Source organism: Burkholderia ubonensis (genome assembly GCF_001718695.1).
Lineage (GTDB): Bacteria > Pseudomonadota > Gammaproteobacteria > Burkholderiales > Burkholderiaceae > Burkholderia > Burkholderia ubonensis_B.
Genome location: NZ_CP013421.1, coordinates 348,142 through 367,127, shown reverse-complemented (window position 1 = coordinate 367,127; position 18,986 = coordinate 348,142). Strand labels below are relative to the sequence as shown.

Below are 18,986 nucleotides of genomic sequence, written 5' to 3'. Positions count from 1 at the left end.
ACACGAGTTACGCGCGCGCGTGTAGTCTCCGTCCGAGCGCGTCTGGACATCGGGTGTCGAGGCGCGTGCGTCCCTTCGACGAAGACGAGAATCGTATATGGCATCACCAGTTTCCCCGGGCAACAAACCGGCCCCTCCCAACCAGCCGACCGAGAAGAGTGCGGCCATGGCGCACGTGCTCACGATCGAAGACGATGAAATCACCGCGAATGAAATCGTAAGAGAGCTGACGAGCCGCGGCTTTACGGTCGAATGGGTGGCCAACGGACGCGACGGCATGGCCCGCGCGCTCGGCAACGAATTCGACGTGATCACGCTCGACCGGATGCTGCCGGTCGTCGACGGCCTCACGATCCTGACCACGATGCGCAGCGTCGGCGTGCGCACGCCGGTGCTGATGCTGAGTGCGCTCGGCGATGTCGACGAGCGCGTGCGCGGCCTGCGCGCGGGCGGCGACGACTACCTGACCAAGCCGTTCGATCCCGAAGAAATGGCCGCGCGCCTCGAGGTCCTGCTGCGCCGCAGCCAGACGGCGCCCGCGCCGTTCAGCACGACGCTGACCGTCGGGCCGCTGAGGCTCGACCTGGTCTCGCGCAAGGTGTTTCGCGACGGCGAGGAGATCGCGCTGTTGCCGACCGAATACCGCGTGCTCGAATACATGATGCGCAATGCCGGGCAGACCATCACGCGCACGATGCTGTTCGAGGCAGTCTGGGGCTATCATTTCGATCCCGGCACCAACCTGATCGAAGTGCACATGGGCCGGCTGCGCAAGAAGATCGATCCGCCCGATGCGAAACAGATGATCCAGACGGTACGCGGTGCCGGTTACATTCTTGCTTGAGCCTCTACCTTGCCGTCCTTCACGCATCACGTCCAGCCGGCGCCGAAGCGGCGCTGGTATTCCAGCACGTTCCGGCTCGTATCCGTCTATGCCCTGACGTTTTCCGTCTCGGTCATGTTGCTGCTCGGTTTCATTGCATCGGTGATCACGCACGACATGGCGCATGAAACCGATGTGGTGATCGATTGGCAGATGATCTACTTCGATTCGATCCAGGACGGCCAGCTTCCCGCCGCCATTCATCAGCGCATCGAGCGCGAGCGGATGCACACCAACTATTACGGACTGTTCACCGCCGACGGCAAGCATATCGCCGGCGACGTGCTGGCGCTGCCCGACGGCATCCGCCTCGATCACACCGGCGTGACGCTCGATCACACGATGACCATCGCCGGCGACCAGGTGCCGCCGGTCGTCCGCACGATGGCGGAGCGGCGCGCCAACGGCGACATCCTGGTGCTCGGGCGCGACCTCACGCACATTCTGCGGATCCGCGCGGCAATCATCCAGGCGCTCGTCGGCGGCGGGCTGTTCTGCCTCGGCGCGGGCGTCGTCGGCGGGTTGATCCTCAGCGTCCGGCAGATGCGGCGCCTGAAGGAAGTGCGGCGCATCACGCAGCGCATCGCGCAGGGCGACCTCGGCCAGCGTCTGCCGATCGGCGGGCACGACGAGATCGATCTGCTGTCTCATCTCGTCAACCACATGCTCGAGGAAATCGAGCGCCTGATGAACGAGGTGAAGGGCGTCTGCGACGGTATCGCGCACGACCTGCGCACGCCGCTCGCGCACGTGCACACGCTGCTCGCGCACGCGGCGGAACGGGCGGACGGCCTCGACGATGCGGCGCTGGCGAGCCTCGTCGCGCGGGCGCGCAACGAGACCGACGTGCTGCTCAGCCGCTTTCGCGCAATGCTGCGGATTGCCGAAATCGGTTCGTTGCAGCGGCGCGGTGGGTTCGCGGAAGTGGTGCTGGAGGATCTCGTCACGGACGTCGGGCAATTGTTCGAGCCGCTCGCCGACAGCCGGTCGATCCAGTTGGTCGTGTGCGTCGAGCCCGTCGCACGGATCCACGGCGATCGCGCCCTGCTGTTCGAGGCGCTCACCAACCTGCTCGACAATGCGCTCAAGTACACGACGTCGGGCGACACCGTGCGCGTGGAGCTTCACGACACGCCGTCCGGTCCGCGCATCGACGTGGTCGACAACGGCCCCGGCATCGCGCCCAACGAGCGCGATGCGGTGCTGCGCCATCGCTACCGCAGCCGCCGGACCGGACATCTCGCCGGCGCCGGCCTCGGCCTGAGCATCGTGTCGGCGGTCGTCAACGTGCACGACTTCACGCTGCGCATCGGCGATGCGGAGCCGGGCACGCGCGTGACGATCGAGTGCTGGCCGAGGTCGCTGGCATGACGGCCGTATGGATCGGGCTATCCGCGCTCGCGTATTGCCGCTGCGAGGTCCGTTGACGATGCGGATCCTGCTCGTGACCTCGCCGCATCCCGAAGCGTCGTGGCTGCACAAGGCGCTCCAGGAGAGCGGGCACAGCCTGCAACGCACCGACGATCTGCGCGACGGCCTGTTCCTCGCGTCGCAGGAGGCATTCGACGCGATCGTCGCGACGGCCTTCGAACCCGGCAGCGATGCCGCGCTGATCGCGATGCTGCCGCGTTTTGTCGCGGAAGGCCGCGGTGCGGCGCTGGTGGTGCTGATCGGCGCGGCGTCGGCGCGCGAGCGCACCCGCATGCTGCGTGCGGGCGCCGACGCGTGCTTCGGTGCGCCATACTCGTTCATCGAGTTGCACGAGCGTCTGCAGGCGTTGCAGCGGCTGGCCGGCGTGCGCGACGCGGAAGGCCCGGCCGCGCCGGTATCCGCCATCGAGACGCTCGCGCGCGAACTCAAGGACGGCAAGTTGCGTCTGGCCGTGACCCGCCGCGAATGCCTGCTGCTCGAATGCCTGATGCGCCATCCGAATGCGCCGGTACCGCGCGATCAGTTGATCCGCTATGTATGGCAGGACAAGGAGGACGTCGATCCGTCGAGCGTCAATCTCGTGGTGTCGCGGCTGCGCCGCAAGCTCGAGCGGCATCTGCCCAGCGTGCGGATCGATACGGTGAGCCGTTACGGCTATCAGGTGACGCTGACGGATGCATGAGCACGCTAGTGCGGCTCGCACCGCACTGCGAACACGAAGGGCGCGCGGCCGACGGCAGCGCGCCCTTCGCGCGTTTACGAGCCGAAAAACGGTACGCAGAAATCGGGCGGGCCGACGCAATCGCCGGGGCCATCGGGCTGCGCGGCGGCACAGCCGGACAGCACGAAGCCGGCGGCGATCGCGACGAGCGCGAGGCGCGCCGAGCGGACGAGCAGGGGACGAATCTTCATGAACGGCAGGCGATCCGGTGAAGGGAAGGCGGCGGCGTAGGCGGCGTGGCGGCGTGAGCCGGGCACCGCGCCCGGCCGCACGGCGGCGGGCATCAATGCGATCAATGCGATCAATGCGAATAGAGCGTGGAGTCCAGGTATTTGATCTGCCCGTCCTGTTCGGCATGCACGAGTTCGGCGTAGACCTCGGCGCGCGTCTTCTCGTGCATCGCCTGGCCGTACGGCGGCACCCACTGGCCCGCAGCCCGCGTGCCTGGCACGCCGTCCTTGGTCGCGGCCGGTGACATCTGCGCCGGCTGGCTCGCGGCCTGGGCGAACGCGGGAACGGACAGCGTGCCGATGGCGGCGAGCATGGCGGCGGCGACGATGTTGGCGGTTTTCATATTCGGATTCCTCATGATGATCGACTGGAGTCATCCCCTGTTCGGCGTGTGGCTGCCGCGCATCGGGTTGAGGACAAGCATAGAAGAGCGGAGCTAGCGGACCGGCATACGCAACGTGAAAAGAAATTCATGCGGGCCGCCTCATCGAGCCGACATGAAACCGGTGCGTCGCAAACATGAAGCAGGTTTCATTTTTCAGGCCGTTTTGATAACGGCGCTGTCATGCCTGCTGCCTAAATTGTGCGCAATCGCATCGCGCCGTCCCACCGTGGCCGGCGATGCGAGAAGACCGATCCACTCTAGCGAAACCATCATGAAGAAATATCTGGCAATCCCGGCGGCGATCGCGTGCTTGCTTGCGGGCCCGGCCCATGCGCAGAGCAGCGTCACGTTGTACGGCACGATCGACGCGGGCCTGGACTACATCAGCAACCAGAAATCGCCGGCCGGTGCCGGGCCGGCCTACGGCGTCCAGAGCGGCAACGTCAGCACGTCGCGCTGGGGGCTGCGCGGCATCGAGGATCTCGGCGGCGGCCTGGGTGCCGTGTTCACCCTCGAGAACGGCTTCAACGGCGCGAACGGCAAGTTCGGCAACGGCGGCGACGAGTTCGGCCGCCAGGCGTGGGTCGGCCTGTCGAGCCGCCGCTGGGGCACCGTGACGCTCGGCCGCCAGTACGATTTCCTGGTCGACTTCGTCGCGCCGCTGTCGGCAACGGGCTCGGGATTCGGCGGCAACATCGCCGATCATCCGTACGACAACGATAACCTCGCCAACGACACGCGGATGAACGACGCGGTGAAGTTCAGCAGCGCGAACTACGGCGGCTTCTCGTTCGGCGGTGCATACGGCTTCAGCAACCAGGGCGGCGGGGCGGGCAACAACAACGCGTACAGCGTCGGCGCGCAGTACGTGAACGGGCCGGTCGATCTCGCCGTCGCATACCTGCAGTCGAACCAGCCGGGCGGCGTGAACGCGCCGCAAAACACCGGCGGTTCGCTGAGCAGCTCGGATGGCGACGCGATGCTGGTCGGCGGCCGCTGGCGCACGTTCGGCGCCGGTGCGCACTACGCGTTCGACCATGCGACGGTCGGCTTCGTCTACACGAGAACGATCCTGAACGACCCGCGCGAACTGTCGCAAGGCGGCGCGTACGGCGCCGTGAACGGCCGGTTGCTGACGTTCAGCAACTACGAACTGAATGCGCGCTATTTCCTGCAGCCGGCATTCTCGCTGGGCGGTTCCTATACGCTCACGCAGGGCCGCTTCGACGATGCGGGCCGCAGCATCGCACCGACGTGGAGCCAGTTCATGCTGCAGGCCGACTACGCGCTGTCGCGCCGCACCGACCTCTATCTCGAAGGCGTGTACCAGCGCGTGACGGGGGCGGACGGCGTCGCGGTGCTCGGCAACGCGGGGATCTTCAACCTCGCCGCGTCGGGCAACGATCGCCAGGCGGTGGTCGCGGCCGGTATCCGTCACAAGTTCTGAGCGGCGGGGGCCACGTAAGAACAAGGCACCCGTCATCGCGACGGGTGCCTTGACCTGCGACACGCCGTCTGCGTGTCGAGAGGGACTCAGGTCGCGGAACGGGCCGGTGTCGCGGCCGGCGCTTGCGTGGCGGATGAGGTTTCCTCCGCCGACCACCCGCCGCCCAGCGCGGCGATCAACCCCACCGCCGCCAACTGCCGGCGGGTGTCCAGCTCCAGCATCGCGACCTTCGTGTTCAGCTCGGTGGTCTGCGCGGTCACCACGTCGAGATAGCTGACGACGCCGTCCCGATAGCGCGACATCGACAGCTGCAGCGCGCGTTCGGCCGCATCGAGCGCCTCCTGCTCGCGAGCGGCTTCGTCGCCGAGGTGATGCGTGAGCGCGAGGTTGTCCTCCACCTGCTGGCACGCGGCGAGCACGACCGCGCGATACTGCGCACCGTTCTCGGCCAGTTGCGCGTACGCCTGGTCGGTGAGCGCCCGGCGGCGGCCGCCGTCGAACAGCGTCAGCGCGAGGCTGGGCCCGAGCGACCAGATCTCGTTCGGCGCGCTGAGCCAGTGCCCGAGGCCGGAACTCTGGTATCCGCCGATCAGCCCGAGCGTGACGTCGGGGAAGAATGCCGCGCGCATCACGCCGATCTTCGCGTTGGCGGCCGCCATGCGGCGCTCGGCGGCCGCGACGTCGGGGCGCCGCTGAAGCAGCGTGGCGGGAAGGCCGGCCGGGATCGACGGCAGATAGGCGGCGTGCCGGTCCGGCGTCAGCGAAAACGACGACGCCGGCACGCCCGTGAGCGTCGCGATCGAGTGCTCGTAGAGCGCGCGCCGCGCCCGCACGTCCTCGGCCGACGCGCGGGCAGAATCGAGCTGCGTCTGCGCGCGCGAGACGTCGAGATCCGACGCGATGCCGCCCGCATGCCGGCTCATCGTCAGCTGCAGCGCGCGCCGGTAGGTGTCGATCGTGTCGGCCAGCAGTCGTTGCTGCTGGTCGAGCCCGCGCAGGTTGAAGTACGCGTTCGCGAGGCTGGTCTGCAGGCTCAGCCGCACCGACGCGAGATCGTCGGCGCTGGCCTGTGCGTCGGCGCGCCCGGCCGCGACTTCGTTGCGGACTTTCCCCCACAGGTCGAGGTCGTAGTCGAAGCCGGCGTCGAGCGTGTTGGCGCCATAGACGTTCGGCTGGTTCGAGCCGCGCAGCGGCCGCGTGGCCGATTGCCGGTTGCTCGAAACCTGCGCGCCGAGGCCGATGGTCGGGAACAGCCCCGAGCGCGCCTGATCGAACAGCGCGGCCGCCTCGTCGTGGCGGGCCACGGCGGCGGCCACGTCGGGGTTGGCCGCGGCCACCTGCGCTTCGAGCCGGTCGAGCACGGGATCGCGGAAGGCCTTCCACCAGCCGTCGCGTGCGATCCGGTCGGCCGGCTTCGCGGCCTGCCAGCCGCCCGCTTCCTTGAAGCTGGCCGGCAGCGCGGTCCGCGGCGTGTGATAGGTCGGCGCGAACGAGCACGCGGAGAGGAACGCGACGCCGGCGAGCAGCGCGCAGAGCCGAAGCCGGTTAGCCATTCGCACGCTCCGTGCCGTGCGCGGCCGATGCGACGGTGCGGGCCGGCGCCGCCAGCCTGACCAGATCGCCCGCGGCCAGCGAGTCGGGCGGGTTGTCGATCACGCGATCGTCCGGTGCGAGGCCGGTCGCGATCTGCACGTGCGTGCCGAGGTCGGTCGCGATCGTCACGGGCTTGAGCACCGCGCGATCGTCCTTGCCGACCACGGCGACCTGCAGGCCGGCCTGCCGGAAGATCAGCGAGCTCGCCGGGATCGTCAGCACGTGGCTGCTGCCGGCCGGCAGCGCGAAATGCACTTCGGTGTATTCGCCGGGAATCAGCTTGCCGTCGCGGTTGTCGACCATCAGCTGCACGAGCAGCGTACCGGTCGAACCGGCGATCGAGTCGTCGGTGTCGGCGAGCGTCGCATGGAAGGTCTCGCCCGGATGCTCGGGCACGGTCAGCGTGGCCGTCATGCCGGGGCGGATCGCGGCCGCCTCGTTTTGCGGCACGCTCACGTACACGCGCATCCGGTGCACGTCGGACACGGCGAACAGCTCGGGGCCCGCGCCGCCGCCGGCCGAGATCAGCTGGCCGATGTCGGTCTTGCGCGCAGTCACGACGCCGTCGAACGGCGCGACGATGCGCTTGAACGCCTCCAGCGCCTCGAGGCGCCGCACGTTGGCCTCGTTGGCCGCGACGATCGCCTGCTTGGCGGCGAGGTCGCTGGTCTTCTCGTCGGTTTCCTGCTGCGACACCGAATCCTGCGCGAGCATCCTGGTCCAGCGCGCGGCCGTGGACGCGGCGAGTTTTTCGTTGGCGAGCGAGCTTTGCAGGTCGGCACGCGCCTGTTGCAGTTGCTGGTCGAGCTCGGGCGTGTCGATCAGGCCGAGCAGCTGCCCCGACTTCACGTGTGCGCCGATATCGGTGTACCACGCATGCAGGTAGCCCGACACCTGCGCATGGATCGGCGCGCTCTCGAACGCGGACAGGTGGCCGGGCAGCACCAGCGTGGCGGCGTCGGCGCCGGTCGACGGCGTATACGCGACCACGGTCGGCACGGCCTGTTCGGCGGACCAGGTCGTCATTGCCTGTTTCGCATGCGCGCGGCCGACGATGCCGTCCGTCACGATGCCGACCGCGATCAGCGCGGTGATCGTGGCGACGAGCTTGAGGTTGGGTAGCCGTTTCGGCGACTTGATATCGATCTCAGTGGACATGGGAAGCTCCGGACGCGGAAAGGGAGGAAGCGCGGGACGCGTCGTGCTTCAGCGCGTCGCGCCGATGCACGAGGCTGAACACGACGGGAACGAAGAACAGCGTCGCGATCGTCGCGCACGCGAGGCCGCCGATCACCGCGCGGCCGAGCGGCGCGTTCTGCTCGGCGCCTTCGCCGAGCCCGAGCGCCATCGGCACCATGCCGATGATCATCGCGAATGCGGTCATCAGCACCGGGCGGAACCGCGTGAAGCCGGCTTCGAGCGCGGACGCCAGCGCGTTGCCGGTTTCGGCCAGGCGCTCGCGCGCGAAGCTGACGACGAGGATCGAGTTCGCGGTGGCCACGCCCATGCACAGGATCGCGCCGGTGAGCGCCGGCACCGACAGCGGCGTGTGCGTGGTGAACAGCATCCACGCGATGCCGGCGAGCGCGGCCGGCAGCGCCGAGACGATCACGAACGCGTCGGCCCACGACTGGAAATTCACGACGATCAGCAGGTAGATCAGCGCGATCGCGCCGACGAGGCCGAGCAGCAGGCCGGCGAACGCGCCGTTCATGGTCTGCACCTGGCCGCGCAGCGTGACGGTCGAGCCCTTGGGCAGATCCTTCGCGGTGGCCTTGACGATGCCGTCGACGTCTGCCGCGACCGCGCCGAGGTCGCGCCCCTGGGTGGTCGCGTAGACGTCGTACAGCGGCTCGATGTTGTAGTGCGACACCACCGCGTCGCCGACGCCGCGCGTGATCGTGGCGAGACCGCCCAGCAGTTGCGACTGGCCGCTCGCGCCGGTGACCGGCAGATTCTGCAGTGCCGACAGCGTCGTCATCCTGTACTGCGGCGTCTGAGCGACGATCGGATACGACACGCCGTTGCGCGGGTTGAGCCAGTAGGTCGGGGCGACCTGACTGGTGCCGGCCAGCGTGGCGACCACCGAGTTCGTCACGTCCTGCTCGGTGATGCCGAGCTGGTCGGCACGCGTGCGGTCCACCGCCACCGTGAACTGCGGGTAGGTGCTGGCCTGCTGGATGCGCGCATCGGCGACACCGGCGATCAGGCGCAGCTTGCGGTACAGCTCGCGCGCATACGCGAGGTTCGCTTGCCGGTTGGGGCCGGCCACCTGCAAGTCGACCGGGGCCGGCGCGCCGAAGTTGAGGATCTGGCTGACGATGTCGGCAGGCAGGAACGAGAACGTGGTGCCCGGATACGCGCGCGGCAGCCGTTCGCGCAGCTGGCGCACGTAGCCGGCGGTCGGTGCGTGATCCTTCGACAGCGAGATCAGGATGTCGCCGTCCTGCGGCCCGAGCGTGCCGCTGTTGTTGTAGGTCAGGTTGATCCCGCTCTTCGGCAGGCCGATGTTGTCGATCACCTCGCCCAGCTGCGCGGGCGGGATCACGCTGCGGATCGTGTTCTCGATGCGGTCGAACTCGGCGGCGGTTTCCTCGACGCGCGTGCCGACCGGCGCGCGCACGTGCAGCGAGATCTCGCCCGAATCGATGGCCGGAAAGAAGTTGCGGCCGAGCCACGGCGCGAGCAGGAACGACGCGGCCACCACAGCCAGAAACGCGATGACGAACGGCTTGCGGCGCGTGAGCGCCAGGCCCAGCAGGATTCGGTACGACGCCCGCACGGCCTCGAACCGGCGCTCGAACCCGCGCTGGAAGCGCACCAGCGGATTGCGCGACGGCGGCACGTCGTGCGCGCCCGGATGGCCCGCATGCGAATCCATGATCGCGGCCAGCTCGCCCGACGCATGGCCGGCCGACGCGTGCGGCTTGAGCAGGTATTGCGCGAGCATCGGCACGAAGGTGCGCGACAGCACGAACGACGACATCATCGAGAAGATCACGGCCTTCGCCATCGGCACGAACAGGAAGCGCGAGATGCCGTCGAGCATCAGCATCGGCACGAACACGATGCAGATGCACAACAGCGAGACAAGCGCCGGCATCACGATCTGCTTCGCGCCGTCGACGATCGCGGTGCGCGTGTCCTTGCCCTGTTCGAGGTGCCAGTTGACGTTCTCGATCGTCACGGTCGCATCGTCCACGAGAATCCCGACCGCGAGCGCGAGGCCGCCGAGCGTCATCACGTTGAGCGTCTCGCCGGTGGCCGCGAGCAGGGCGATCGCCGACAGCACGGCCAGCGGGATCGACGCGGCGATGATCAGCGTCGAGCGCCACGAGCCGAGGAACAGCAGGATCATCAGCGAGGTCAGTGCGGCGGCGATGATGCCCTCGCGCGCGACGCCGCTGACGGCGCCCTTCACGAAGGCCGACTGGTCGCCCATCGTGACGAGCTTCAGTCCCGGCGGCAGCGTCTGCTCGATCAACGGCAGCTTGGCCTTCACGCCCGCGATGATGTCGAGCGTGGACGCCGAGCCGTTCTTCAGGACACTCATCAGCACCGCGCGGTGGCCGTCCACGCGCACGATGTTGCTCTGCGGCGGGAAGCCGTCGCGCACGTGCGCGACGTCGCGGATCATGATGGTCGTGCCGTCGACCGACTTGATCGGCAGGTCGTTCAGCGCGTCGAGCGCGAGCGGGCTGTTGTTGAGCTTGATGTTGTATTCGAAGCGGCCGATCTTCTGCGTGCCGGCCGGGATGATCTGGTTCTGCTGCGCGAGCGCGTGCGCGACGTCCTGGGCCGACAGCCCCTTCGACTGCAGCGCCTGCGGATCGAGGTCGATCTGCACCTCGCGCGCCTTGCCGCCGTACGGCGTCGGAATCGCCACGCCGGGCACCGACAGCAGTTGCGGGCGGATGAAGTTCTCCGCGTAGTCCTCCAGCTTCTGCTCGTCGAGCGTGTTGCTGGTCAGCGCGATCTGCAGCACCGGTACGGTCGACGCGTTGTAGTTGAGGATCTGCGGCGGAGTGGTGCCGGGCGGCATCTGCTTGAGCACGGTCTGCGAGATCGACGTGACCTGCGCGGTGGCCGTGCGGATGTCGACGGTCGGCTGGAAGAAGATCTTCACGATGCCGAAGCTGCGGAACGACTGCGATTCGATGTGCTGGATGTCGTTGACCGTCGTGCCGAGCGCGCGCTCGTAGTACGTGACGATGCGGCCGGACATGTCGTCGGGCTGCAGCCCGGAATAATTCCAGACGACGCTGATCACCGGAATGCGGATATCCGGGAAGATGTCGATGGGCGTGCGCACTGCCGCCAGCGGTCCTGCGATCAGGATCAGCAGCGCCAGCACGACGAACGTATAGGGCCGGGTGAGCGCGAGCCGGACAATTTTCAGCATGGGGTGCTGCTCCGTTCAAAAGCGTCGTCAAGAAGAGCCGGCGGTGCGCGGCCTCGGGAAAACACCGACGCGCCGCCGATGACCGCATTCTGCGCAGCGGCCCCTAACAGCCGGTCGCTAAAAAGATGAAACAAGTTTTAGGTGGCGGCGGCCGGATTCAGCCGAGCATGTAGCCCGAGCCGCGGATCGTGCGGATCAGCGGCGCGCCGCCGGGACGGTTCACTTTCTTGCGCAGGCGGCCGACGTGCACGTCGATCAGGTTCGTGCCGGGATCGAAGCGGCAGCCCCACACGGCCTCGAAGATCATCGTGCGCGTGAGCACGCGTCCGGCGTGGCGCATCATGAATTCCAGCACGCGCCATTCCGTCGGCAGCAGCGCGAGTTCGCGACCGTCGAGCGTGACGCGGCGGCGCACCAGATCGAGTTCGAGCTCGCCCGCGCGCAACACCGTCTCGACCTGCGGGCCGCGCGGCCGGCGGCGAATCAGCACGTCGATACGCGCACACATTTCGTCGAGCGAGAACGGCTTGACGAGATAGTCGTCGCCGCCCGCGCGCAGCCCCTGGATGCGCTGGTCGACCTCGGACATCGCGCTCATCACGAGCACCGGCGTGTCGAGCCCGACGCCGCGCATGGTCGCGAGGATCGTGAGGCCGTCGAGGTCGGGCAGCATGCGATCGAGCGTGACGACGTCGTAGTCGGCGCTCATCGCCTTTGCCATGCCGTCCCGGCCGGTGCGCGCGACGTCGACCTCGTGGCCGGCGGCGCGCAGCGTCTGCGAGATGTGATCCGCGATCAGCGGATCGTCTTCGATCGTGAGGATGCGTGTCATCGACCAAGCGGACCAGGCAGCGTCACGCAGCGGCGAGCCGCACGGCTGCGCGCTCGTGCGCGCGGTAGTGGTCGACGACGTAGTCGATGAAGCTGCGCACCTTCAGCGTCAGATAGTTGCGGCTGGGATAAAGCATCGATACGCAGCGCGGGCCGCCGTTGACTTCGTAGCGCCCGAGCAGCGGCAGCAGCGTGCCCCGTGCGAGATCGTCGGCGACGAGCGGCTGCGGCAACTGCGTGATGCCCATGTGGTTGAGTGCCGCGAGCCGAACCATCATGCTGCCGGTCGATGCCAGTGCATTGCCCGTATAGACGCGGTAGGAGCCGTCGACGTCCGAGAACTCCCAGCTGCGGGCGGTGCCGTTCGATACGGTCAGCAGGCTGTGTTCGTTCAGTTCGACCGGATCGTTCGGCGTGCCGTGGCGCGCGAGGTACTCGGGCGATGCGACGACCACGTCGCGCACGTTCATCAGCATCCGCGACACGCAGGTCGCGTTGATCAGGCGGCGATCGTCGCAGAAGCACACGTCGTAGCCGCCTTCGACCATGTCGACGTGCGTGTCGAACGTCGTGACGTCGAAGCGCACGCGCGGATGGTTGGCGCGATACGTCGACAGCAGCGCGCCGAGACCGGCCGCGACGGACGTGGCCGACGCGGCGATCCTCAGCGTGCCGCGCGGGTCGCGCGTGGCCTGCGCGAGATTCGATTCGATCTCGTCGAGCTTCTCGATGATCGTGCGGCACCCGTCGAGGTATTCGCGGCCGGTCTCGGTGAGCGACAGGCTGCGGGTCGTCCGGTTCAGCAGGCGCATGTTCAGATGCGCTTCGAGCATGCCGACGCTGCGCGTGACCGCGGCCGCCGACATCCCGAGCTGGCGGGCGGCGAGATTGAAACTCGACAACTCGACTACGCGCGTGAAGACGCGCATCGCTTGCAGTTGATTCATGGTCTGCGGAAGGATGGAATTGACCGGAGGCCCGCGCCGACGAGGATCGATCGCTGCATCCTGCTGCGCTTGGCCGGCGAGATAGCGAGCCGATTATGGGAGGCGGATCCGGCGCGGACGCTTAAAAAACGACGCGGATCGGATGAAATTTCGTTTAAGGAAGCGGCGGGAGAGGAGAGGGCATGCGCTGCGCGGGCACACGATGAACGGCTTCGCGGCGGCGTCCGGCATCTAAAAAAAACTTCATGAAGCGACACCAAATCTTCAGGTGCGCGTCGGGTGCGGCTGCCGATAATAGCGCGAGACAGCTAGCCATGAGGAACGCAAGAAATGACGCAGCCGCTGAGTATCAAGATGATCGAGGAGCACGGCAAGCCGGTGGTGCTGGTGTCGATCGAACGTGGCGCCGCGGTGCTCGATCCCGAGGATGTCGACGCAGTGATCCAGTATCTGAGCCTGCTGCGTGCGTCGATGCAGCCCGCGGTGCCCGAAATGCCGCCGCGCGAGCACCAGTTCGTGACGGAAATGGACCCGTGCTGGTATGCGGAGCGCCATCCGCTTTACGGCGGCGCGGTGCTGTTGCTGCGGCACACCGGCCTTGGCTGGGCGAGTTTCGCGCTGCCGCCGCAGAGCCTCGCGCGTCTGCACGGATCGCTGACGCAACTGCTCGAGGACGAGCAGCAGTTGATCGGCCTGCCGAACTGAGGACGGGGTGCCAGTCGGTTGCGCCGGCCCTGGGGCCGGCGGGCAGCGTGCGGTCGCGCGGCTGCGCGACGGACGGGCGGTGTATCGCTCGACGCGACGCGCGTGCAGGCTTCCGGAACACCGGAAGCCCGCCGCGGCGCAAGGTCGCTCAGAACGTGTGACGCAGCCCGACCCGGCCGACCGCCTGACGGCCGTTCGACGACGGATCGAAGCCCGCGACCTGCGCGACGGCACCGCCGGACGCCGTCTGCAGCGCCGCGAGTGCATAGATGGCCGTGCGCTTGGACAGTTCGTATTCGGCGCTCGCATTCAGTTGCCGGTATCGGGGCTCCTGGCCGGTCGCGTGGTCGCGGCCGGTCGTGTACGTATAGCCGAGGCCGAAATTGAGCTGGCTCGTGGCGGCGAGCGTGCCGGCGATTTCGTAGTTCTGGAACTTCACGTCCTGCTCGTCGTCGCCCTGCTGGAAATCGACGTCGGTGAAGTTGCCCATCAGCTTGACCTTGCCGATCTGGTACGACGCGCCGGCCGCGAAGATGTTCTGGCTGCGCGCGTTCTCGAGGGCGTTGCCGTATACCGCGTTCGTGTAGCCGCTGCCGTTCTGGTAGCTCTGCACGGCCTGCTCCGGATCGTTGACGCGCAGATAGCCGACGCCTGCCGAGAACGGCCCGTTCGTATACGCGACGGCCGCGCTGTAGGCGGCGTTGTCCGAAAAGCGGCCGGCCAGGCCGCCGAACGAGTAGAGTGCCTCGCCGGTGAAGCCGGCGATCGTCGGGCTCGTGTATTTCACGGCGTTGCTGACCGCAAAGCCGTTGTCGAGGTTGTCCATGTCGTTCGGGTGGGAGAAATACCAGCCGCCGAAATAGCTGTTCAGCGAATACGGCTCGATCAGGTCGACGACCGGATCCCACTGGCGACCGAGCGTCACCGTGCCCAGGCGCTCGCTCGACAGCCCGACGTAGGCGTTGCGGGAGAACGCGAGGCCGCTGCCGAGGCCGCCGTTCGCGGAATTGAAGCCGCTTTCGAGATCGAAGATCGCGGCGAGCCCGCCACCCAGGTCTTCGCGACCGCGCAGCCCCCAGCGGCTGCCGGCGCTGACGCCGCTCGCCATCTGCCAAAGGTGCTGATCGCCGACGTTCGACGCGAAGTCGATCCCGGTGTCGATGATGCCGTACAGCGTGACGCTGCTTTGCGCGTGTGCATGGGAGAACAGGCCGCAGCAGGCGAGCGCGCACGTCATGCGCAGTAACCGTGTCGTTTGATTCATGGATGGGTGTCTCGATCGGGTAGACGGATATCTTTTGCAGTCCTTTGTTAAGGGGCTGGTCGTCGACAATATAGCGTCGCCAATAGCGCGCGAGACGGAAATTCAGTCTTTCGGTTTTCGCGTTGGATTCGCGCACGTGTCAATCGACATGGGCGATTGATCTGCCTGGGGCGCATGGGGGATGACGATCGCGGCTGCGTGGTCTCGCCATACGCGAAATCCGGATTCGGACAGTCGAGAACGCGCGACGGCGCCATGTCCGGCGCAGTCGACGCAAGCTGCCGGCGCAGCAGTGCTCTGGAGTAAAAGTGTGAGTGCATTGATCTAGCGCGGGTGTCCGAGGGGGCATTGAGCGCTCGCGCCGCGGCGCGCGAAAAGCGCTGCCGTCACCGTTTCAGCTCCCAAGTATTTCTGGCGCGGCCGGTCCACGCATCGCGGCTAGAACTCTTCGTACCGTACGGAGACCGGCGGCGGTTTGTCGCCGCGCCGGGCCATCATCCGGTATGCCCATCTCGATGTTTACCCGACCTCAAGTCGGCGGCCGTGGCGCCGTTAAGTCAGGAACGCATGCGCAACATCCGCCGGGAACCTAGCGCGCGTGAGATCAAGGAGACCCACCAAAGTGAACTTCTTCGGAATCGGCCGCGGGGGCCGCGCGTCGCGCGCACTCGTCGGCGACATCGCCGAGCAGGCCGGCAGGCTCGGCATCGAGATCTGCGACGTATCGGGTCACGTCGAGGAAGTCGCGACCCGTGTCGCTCGGCAGGCGGAGCTCTGCCACACGTTGCGCGAGTCGGCCGCCTTCACGCTTCGCGGCAACCACCGGATCGCCGAGGCCGCACAGCAGGTGCGCGACGTCAGCGCCAATGCGTCGAACGCGGTTCGGCAGTCACAGCAGACGATCGAAGCCTCGCTCGCGGACATTCATGGGCTCGTCGAGGGCGTCACCACGATCAGCGATCAGATGGGCGCCCTACGCGACGCGCTCGACCATGTGCGGGCGGTGTCCGAGGAGATTTCGGTCATCGCACGCCAGACCCACCTGCTCGCGTTGAACGCCGCGATCGAGGCCGCCCGCGCGGGCGAATCGGGTCGCAGCTTCGCGGTCGTCGCGGCGGAGGTCAAGAATCTGTCCGCGAAGACCGGGCAGGCGACCGCCCAGATCGAGACGACCCTTGCGCGGCTCGCCGAGCAGACCGAACACCTGATCGCGGAAGGAACCGGCAACGCCGCGCGCGCGCACCGCGTGCGCGAGGGCACGCGCACGATCGGCGAAGTCGTGCACGCGACCGGCAACGCGATCACCGAGCTCGCCGGCGAGGCCGAACAGATCGCGTCGCTGACGGACGAGATCGAGACGCAGTGCCACCGTCTCGACGAACAGGTGGGCGAGATGGCGTCCGGCGTCAAGAACTCGAGCGACAACTTCTCGCAGGCGAAGGACCGGCTCGGCAATCTGCTCACCGTTTCCGAGACGCTGATCGAGCTCACTGCCGCGACCGGCATCGAATCGCCCGACACGCGCCTGATCGACACCGCGCGGAGCACGGCCGCCGCGATCGGCAAACTCTTCGAGGAGGCGGTCGGCCGCGGCGATATCGCACTCGACGCGCTGTTCGACGCGCACTACGAACCGATTCCCGGCACCGACCCGCAGCAGTTCATGACGCGCTTCACGGCGTTTACCGATCGCGTGCTGCCGGCCGTCCAGGAGCCGGTGCTCGACCTCGACGAACGCATCGTCTATTGCGCCAGCTTCGACCGGCAGTGCTACCTGCCGACCCACAACCGCAAGTTCTCGCTGCCGCAGCGCGCGGATGCCGCATGGAACGCGGCGAACTGCCGGAACCGCCGGATCTATACAGACCGGACGGCGCGCATGTCCGTGTCGCATACCAAGCCGTTCCTGTTGCAGACCTATCGCCGCGACATGGGCAACGGCCAGTTCGCGCTGATGAAGGACGTGTCTGCGCCCATCGTCGTCGGCGGAAGGCCATGGGGTGTCCTGCGGATCGGCTACAGCGTCTGAATCGGCGCTTACCGCTCCAGTCCCACGCGCATCGGCCGCTGATCACTGCGCTCGTGAGCGTCGACCAGCCACCGTGTAACTGCCGGCCGTGCGCGACTGCGGGAACAGCGTGTTGCCGTAGAGCAAATTAAGTCCGTCACGCCAGAGTCCCGCCGATCTAGGCATCCGGCTCTTGGGTTGGCGTCTTTATCGACAGTGCCGCCGAAACAATGGCGTCAATTCGCATATGTTCGGATTAAATTTGTCAATGCGCGTTGTGGACCGGGCGTCCCGGCCGTAACGTCCCGATTTCTGTGCCGATAATCGACACACCGCTCTGCCGGTCGAAGCGCTGGGTTCAAGCAGGGCTCTATCTGCCTCAAGCTCAGTCACCGATGCTGGGAAAGCAGTGCTGCGGGACGTTCGGGGTCGAGTGCGGCCGGCTGCTGTCGGCCGAGGCTGTGTGAAAACGCACGTTGAACATGGTTTCCTCACAGATCGACCCTTCAGATCGCGCTGTATTGGCTTGGCAGCAACTCGGGAAGGGTAAAGCGACACTCGAAAACCGGGTTCTTTCGCGTTTTAACACAGCCTCGGCCAGAAGCAGACGTTCGACTTCGCCTCCTGGATCGTTGACAATGCGGCTTTCGACCAGGACGAGATCGGAAGAATGGATAAGAATCGAGCGTTTTTGCTGCCGTTCGGAATCGACCTCTGGGTTGAGGACGGAATCGCAAGTATTGAATCCAACTTGCCGGAAGCACTAGCTAGCTCTGGCGATCCCGTGGAAAACGGGCGCATAGTCGGGGTTGTTGAAGGCGTCGAGCAATTGTTGCTCTCGCTCGCGCGTGTCGGTCGAATTTGTCCAATCCCCAGGTCGCGCAGGCAATCCACGATTGCGTAGCCAATCTTCAATCAAGCTGAGCGGCAAGCTGCCCTGGTCGGTAACCAACGCACTCAGGAACCGTCTCACCAGGCCAATACTACCTTGAGGGGCGACAGGCATCTCCTATGCAATACAAAGAAGCTGTGAAGAAAAGCGAGCTGCAGGAAGACTTGTTCATGATCGTGCTTTCCATGGAGCTGACTAATCCAGACGATCTGATTCAGGAAATGCGCGAATGGAAGGAAATCGTGATGGATTGGTACGCCGCCAGAAAACAGGCAGCCACAGAGGTTAGATTTATTGCCGTCTCCGAAGTTAAGTACCATCAAGCGATCGAAGGGTTCACCGAACTCTGTCACGCGAATGACGTGGATCTGAAAGATGTATTTAAATCTGTGAAATTACACTTGGATCTTCACGATGGAATTGGTACGAAAATTCGTGAGCGTATCTTTGAGATAGGCAAGGAAGATTCGAATCTCTGGAATCGCTGGTTTGGTCAATCGAAGCAACGTCCTTGAGTGTCCGCAATGGGCCCAGTCGGATGACCGCTCGGGGTCGGGTAGTGACCGTCCGTAGGCGCACACTCAATCTCCCTTTGCCTGAAAGGAGATTGTCATGAGATCCGAGAGTGTCGCCGTTAGCCGTCGTGTGCCATGGAACAAGGGCAAACTCACCGGGCAGAAACCGCCGCTAAAGCTCCGAGAAATTTGGGCGATCCGGACGAGGCTTCAGATGGCGTCGAACGTCCGTGAGCTCGCGATGTTCAATCTCGCAATCGACAGCAAGCTTCGAGCGTGCGATTTCACGCGATTGCGAGTGCAGGACGTCCGTCACGGAAGCCACGTGGCTGCGAGGGCCACCGTCATGCAGCAGAAGACCCAGCGGCCGGTCCAATTCGAGATCACGGAACAGACCCGTGATAGCCTCGAAGCTTGGATCGAAGCGCGAGTGCTGAAGGCCGCGGATTTTCTGTTTCCGAGCCGGTTGCATTCGTCACCGCATCTGTCGACCCGGCAATACGCCCGAATGGTGCATTGCTGGGTCGCGTCGATTGGACTCGATGATACCGCATACGGTACCCACACTATGCGCCGGACCAAAGCGTCGCTGATCTACCGGCGAACGAACAATCTTCGGGCGGTACAGCTGCTGCTCGGGCATACGAAGCTAGAAAGCACGGTTCGCTATCTCGGCATCGAGGTCGACGATGCCCTTGAGATGGCGGAGCAAACCGAGGTTTGATGTACCT

16 protein-coding genes are annotated in these 18,986 nt (G+C 66.2%); 8 read left to right on the top strand and 8 right to left on the bottom strand.

Annotated features, from left to right (window positions below; translation table 11 throughout):
• The first annotated feature begins 166 nt into the window (after positions 1-166).
• The 3 genes from WJ35_RS16690 to WJ35_RS16680 all read left to right on the top strand — a co-directional run bounded on the left by WJ35_RS16690 (position 167) and on the right by WJ35_RS16680 (position 2,996).
• The gene (locus WJ35_RS16690) at positions 167-844 is read left to right on the top strand and encodes a response regulator transcription factor (RefSeq protein WP_046422786.1); all 678 of its coding nucleotides are present in this window, start codon (positions 167-169) and stop codon (positions 842-844) included.
• 114 nt (positions 845-958) lie between these two features.
• Positions 959-2,254 carry a HAMP domain-containing sensor histidine kinase gene (locus tag WJ35_RS16685; RefSeq protein WP_226098380.1) on the top strand — a complete coding sequence of 432 codons (1,296 nt, stop codon included), beginning with the start codon at positions 959-961 and terminating at the stop codon, positions 2,252-2,254.
• Positions 2,255-2,312: 58 nt separating this feature from the next.
• Positions 2,313-2,996, top strand: a complete 684-nt coding sequence (locus tag WJ35_RS16680; RefSeq protein WP_059461610.1) for a response regulator transcription factor — start codon at positions 2,313-2,315, stop codon at positions 2,994-2,996.
• A gap of 74 nt (positions 2,997-3,070) precedes the next feature.
• On the opposite strand, the gene WJ35_RS16675 is transcribed toward WJ35_RS16680, so the two are convergent.
• Both WJ35_RS16675 and WJ35_RS16670 read right to left on the bottom strand, forming a co-directional pair.
• The gene (locus WJ35_RS16675) at positions 3,071-3,340 is read right to left on the bottom strand and encodes a hypothetical protein (RefSeq protein ID WP_059461609.1); all 270 of its coding nucleotides are present in this window, start codon (positions 3,338-3,340) and stop codon (positions 3,071-3,073) included.
• The gene (locus tag WJ35_RS16670; RefSeq protein ID WP_059461608.1) at positions 3,337-3,609 is read right to left on the bottom strand and encodes a DUF4148 domain-containing protein; all 273 of its coding nucleotides are present in this window, start codon (positions 3,607-3,609) and stop codon (positions 3,337-3,339) included. Before WJ35_RS16670 ends, WJ35_RS16675 begins: the two co-directional genes overlap by 4 nt.
• 313 nt (positions 3,610-3,922) lie before the next feature.
• Between WJ35_RS16670 and WJ35_RS16665 the strand changes: the two genes are divergently transcribed.
• Entirely contained in the window at positions 3,923-5,098 is a 1,176-nt protein-coding gene (locus WJ35_RS16665) for a porin (RefSeq protein WP_069239537.1), read from the top strand.
• Positions 5,099-5,184: 86 nt separating this feature from the next.
• Here WJ35_RS16665 and WJ35_RS16660 read toward each other — a convergent pair whose 3' ends face one another.
• The 5 genes from WJ35_RS16660 to WJ35_RS16640 form a co-directional block, all read right to left on the bottom strand.
• The gene (locus tag WJ35_RS16660) at positions 5,185-6,651 is read right to left on the bottom strand and encodes an efflux transporter outer membrane subunit (RefSeq protein WP_059461606.1); all 1,467 of its coding nucleotides are present in this window, start codon (positions 6,649-6,651) and stop codon (positions 5,185-5,187) included.
• The gene (locus WJ35_RS16655; RefSeq protein WP_059461605.1) at positions 6,644-7,849 is read right to left on the bottom strand and encodes an efflux RND transporter periplasmic adaptor subunit; all 1,206 of its coding nucleotides are present in this window, start codon (positions 7,847-7,849) and stop codon (positions 6,644-6,646) included. Before WJ35_RS16655 ends, WJ35_RS16660 begins: the two co-directional genes overlap by 8 nt.
• Complete coding sequence (locus tag WJ35_RS16650; protein ID WP_069239536.1) at positions 7,839-11,093, bottom strand: efflux RND transporter permease subunit; 3,255 nt, start codon at positions 11,091-11,093, stop codon at positions 7,839-7,841. Before WJ35_RS16650 ends, WJ35_RS16655 begins: the two co-directional genes overlap by 11 nt.
• Before the next feature lie 157 nt (positions 11,094-11,250).
• Positions 11,251-11,925, bottom strand: coding sequence for a response regulator transcription factor (locus tag WJ35_RS16645; protein WP_046422774.1), 675 nt, complete (start codon positions 11,923-11,925; stop codon positions 11,251-11,253).
• 22 nt (positions 11,926-11,947) lie between these two features.
• On the bottom strand, positions 11,948-12,871 hold the full coding sequence (locus WJ35_RS16640) for a LysR family transcriptional regulator (protein ID WP_059461603.1): 924 nt from the start codon (positions 12,869-12,871) through the stop codon (positions 11,948-11,950).
• Between the two features lie 330 nt (positions 12,872-13,201).
• On the opposite strand from WJ35_RS16640, the gene WJ35_RS16635 reads away from it, so the two are divergent.
• Positions 13,202-13,576, top strand: coding sequence for a hypothetical protein (locus tag WJ35_RS16635; RefSeq protein ID WP_059454678.1), 375 nt, complete (start codon positions 13,202-13,204; stop codon positions 13,574-13,576).
• A gap of 148 nt (positions 13,577-13,724) precedes the next feature.
• Here the strand turns inward: WJ35_RS16635 and WJ35_RS16630 are convergent, their stop codons facing one another.
• A complete protein-coding gene (locus tag WJ35_RS16630; protein ID WP_046422769.1) occupies positions 13,725-14,813 on the bottom strand; it encodes a porin in 1,089 nt (362 codons plus the stop codon).
• A gap of 649 nt (positions 14,814-15,462) precedes the next feature.
• Here WJ35_RS16630 and WJ35_RS16625 point away from each other — a divergent pair.
• From WJ35_RS16625 to WJ35_RS16615, 3 genes are all read left to right on the top strand, one after another.
• Positions 15,463-16,869, top strand: coding sequence for a methyl-accepting chemotaxis protein (locus tag WJ35_RS16625; protein WP_059461602.1), 1,407 nt, complete (start codon positions 15,463-15,465; stop codon positions 16,867-16,869).
• 990 nt (positions 16,870-17,859) lie between these two features.
• Complete coding sequence (locus tag WJ35_RS16620) at positions 17,860-18,255, top strand: hypothetical protein (RefSeq protein ID WP_059461601.1); 396 nt, start codon at positions 17,860-17,862, stop codon at positions 18,253-18,255.
• 97 nt (positions 18,256-18,352) lie between these two features.
• Complete coding sequence (locus WJ35_RS16615; RefSeq protein ID WP_059461600.1) at positions 18,353-18,979, top strand: tyrosine-type recombinase/integrase; 627 nt, start codon at positions 18,353-18,355, stop codon at positions 18,977-18,979.
• Positions 18,980-18,986 lie beyond the last annotated feature (7 nt).

Coding starts and splice junctions, on each gene's coding strand:
- WJ35_RS16690 (WP_046422786.1), top strand. CDS start 167: ATGGCGCACGTGCTCACGATCGAAGACGATGAAATCACCGCGAATGAA.
- WJ35_RS16685 (WP_226098380.1), top strand. CDS start 959: ATGTTGCTGCTCGGTTTCATTGCATCGGTGATCACGCACGACATGGCG.
- WJ35_RS16680 (WP_059461610.1), top strand. CDS start 2,313: ATGCGGATCCTGCTCGTGACCTCGCCGCATCCCGAAGCGTCGTGGCTG.
- WJ35_RS16670 (WP_059461608.1), bottom strand. CDS start 3,609: ATGAAAACCGCCAACATCGTCGCCGCCGCCATGCTCGCCGCCATCGGC.
- WJ35_RS16665 (WP_069239537.1), top strand. CDS start 3,923: ATGAAGAAATATCTGGCAATCCCGGCGGCGATCGCGTGCTTGCTTGCG.
- WJ35_RS16660 (WP_059461606.1), bottom strand. CDS start 6,651: ATGGCTAACCGGCTTCGGCTCTGCGCGCTGCTCGCCGGCGTCGCGTTC.
- WJ35_RS16655 (WP_059461605.1), bottom strand. CDS start 7,849: ATGTCCACTGAGATCGATATCAAGTCGCCGAAACGGCTACCCAACCTC.
- WJ35_RS16650 (WP_069239536.1), bottom strand. CDS start 11,093: ATGCTGAAAATTGTCCGGCTCGCGCTCACCCGGCCCTATACGTTCGTC.
- WJ35_RS16645 (WP_046422774.1), bottom strand. CDS start 11,925: ATGACACGCATCCTCACGATCGAAGACGATCCGCTGATCGCGGATCAC.
- WJ35_RS16640 (WP_059461603.1), bottom strand. CDS start 12,871: ATGAATCAACTGCAAGCGATGCGCGTCTTCACGCGCGTAGTCGAGTTG.
- WJ35_RS16635 (WP_059454678.1), top strand. CDS start 13,202: ATGACGCAGCCGCTGAGTATCAAGATGATCGAGGAGCACGGCAAGCCG.
- WJ35_RS16630 (WP_046422769.1), bottom strand. CDS start 14,813: ATGACGTGCGCGCTCGCCTGCTGCGGCCTGTTCTCCCATGCACACGCG.
- WJ35_RS16620 (WP_059461601.1), top strand. CDS start 17,860: ATGCAATACAAAGAAGCTGTGAAGAAAAGCGAGCTGCAGGAAGACTTG.
- WJ35_RS16615 (WP_059461600.1), top strand. CDS start 18,353: ATGAGATCCGAGAGTGTCGCCGTTAGCCGTCGTGTGCCATGGAACAAG.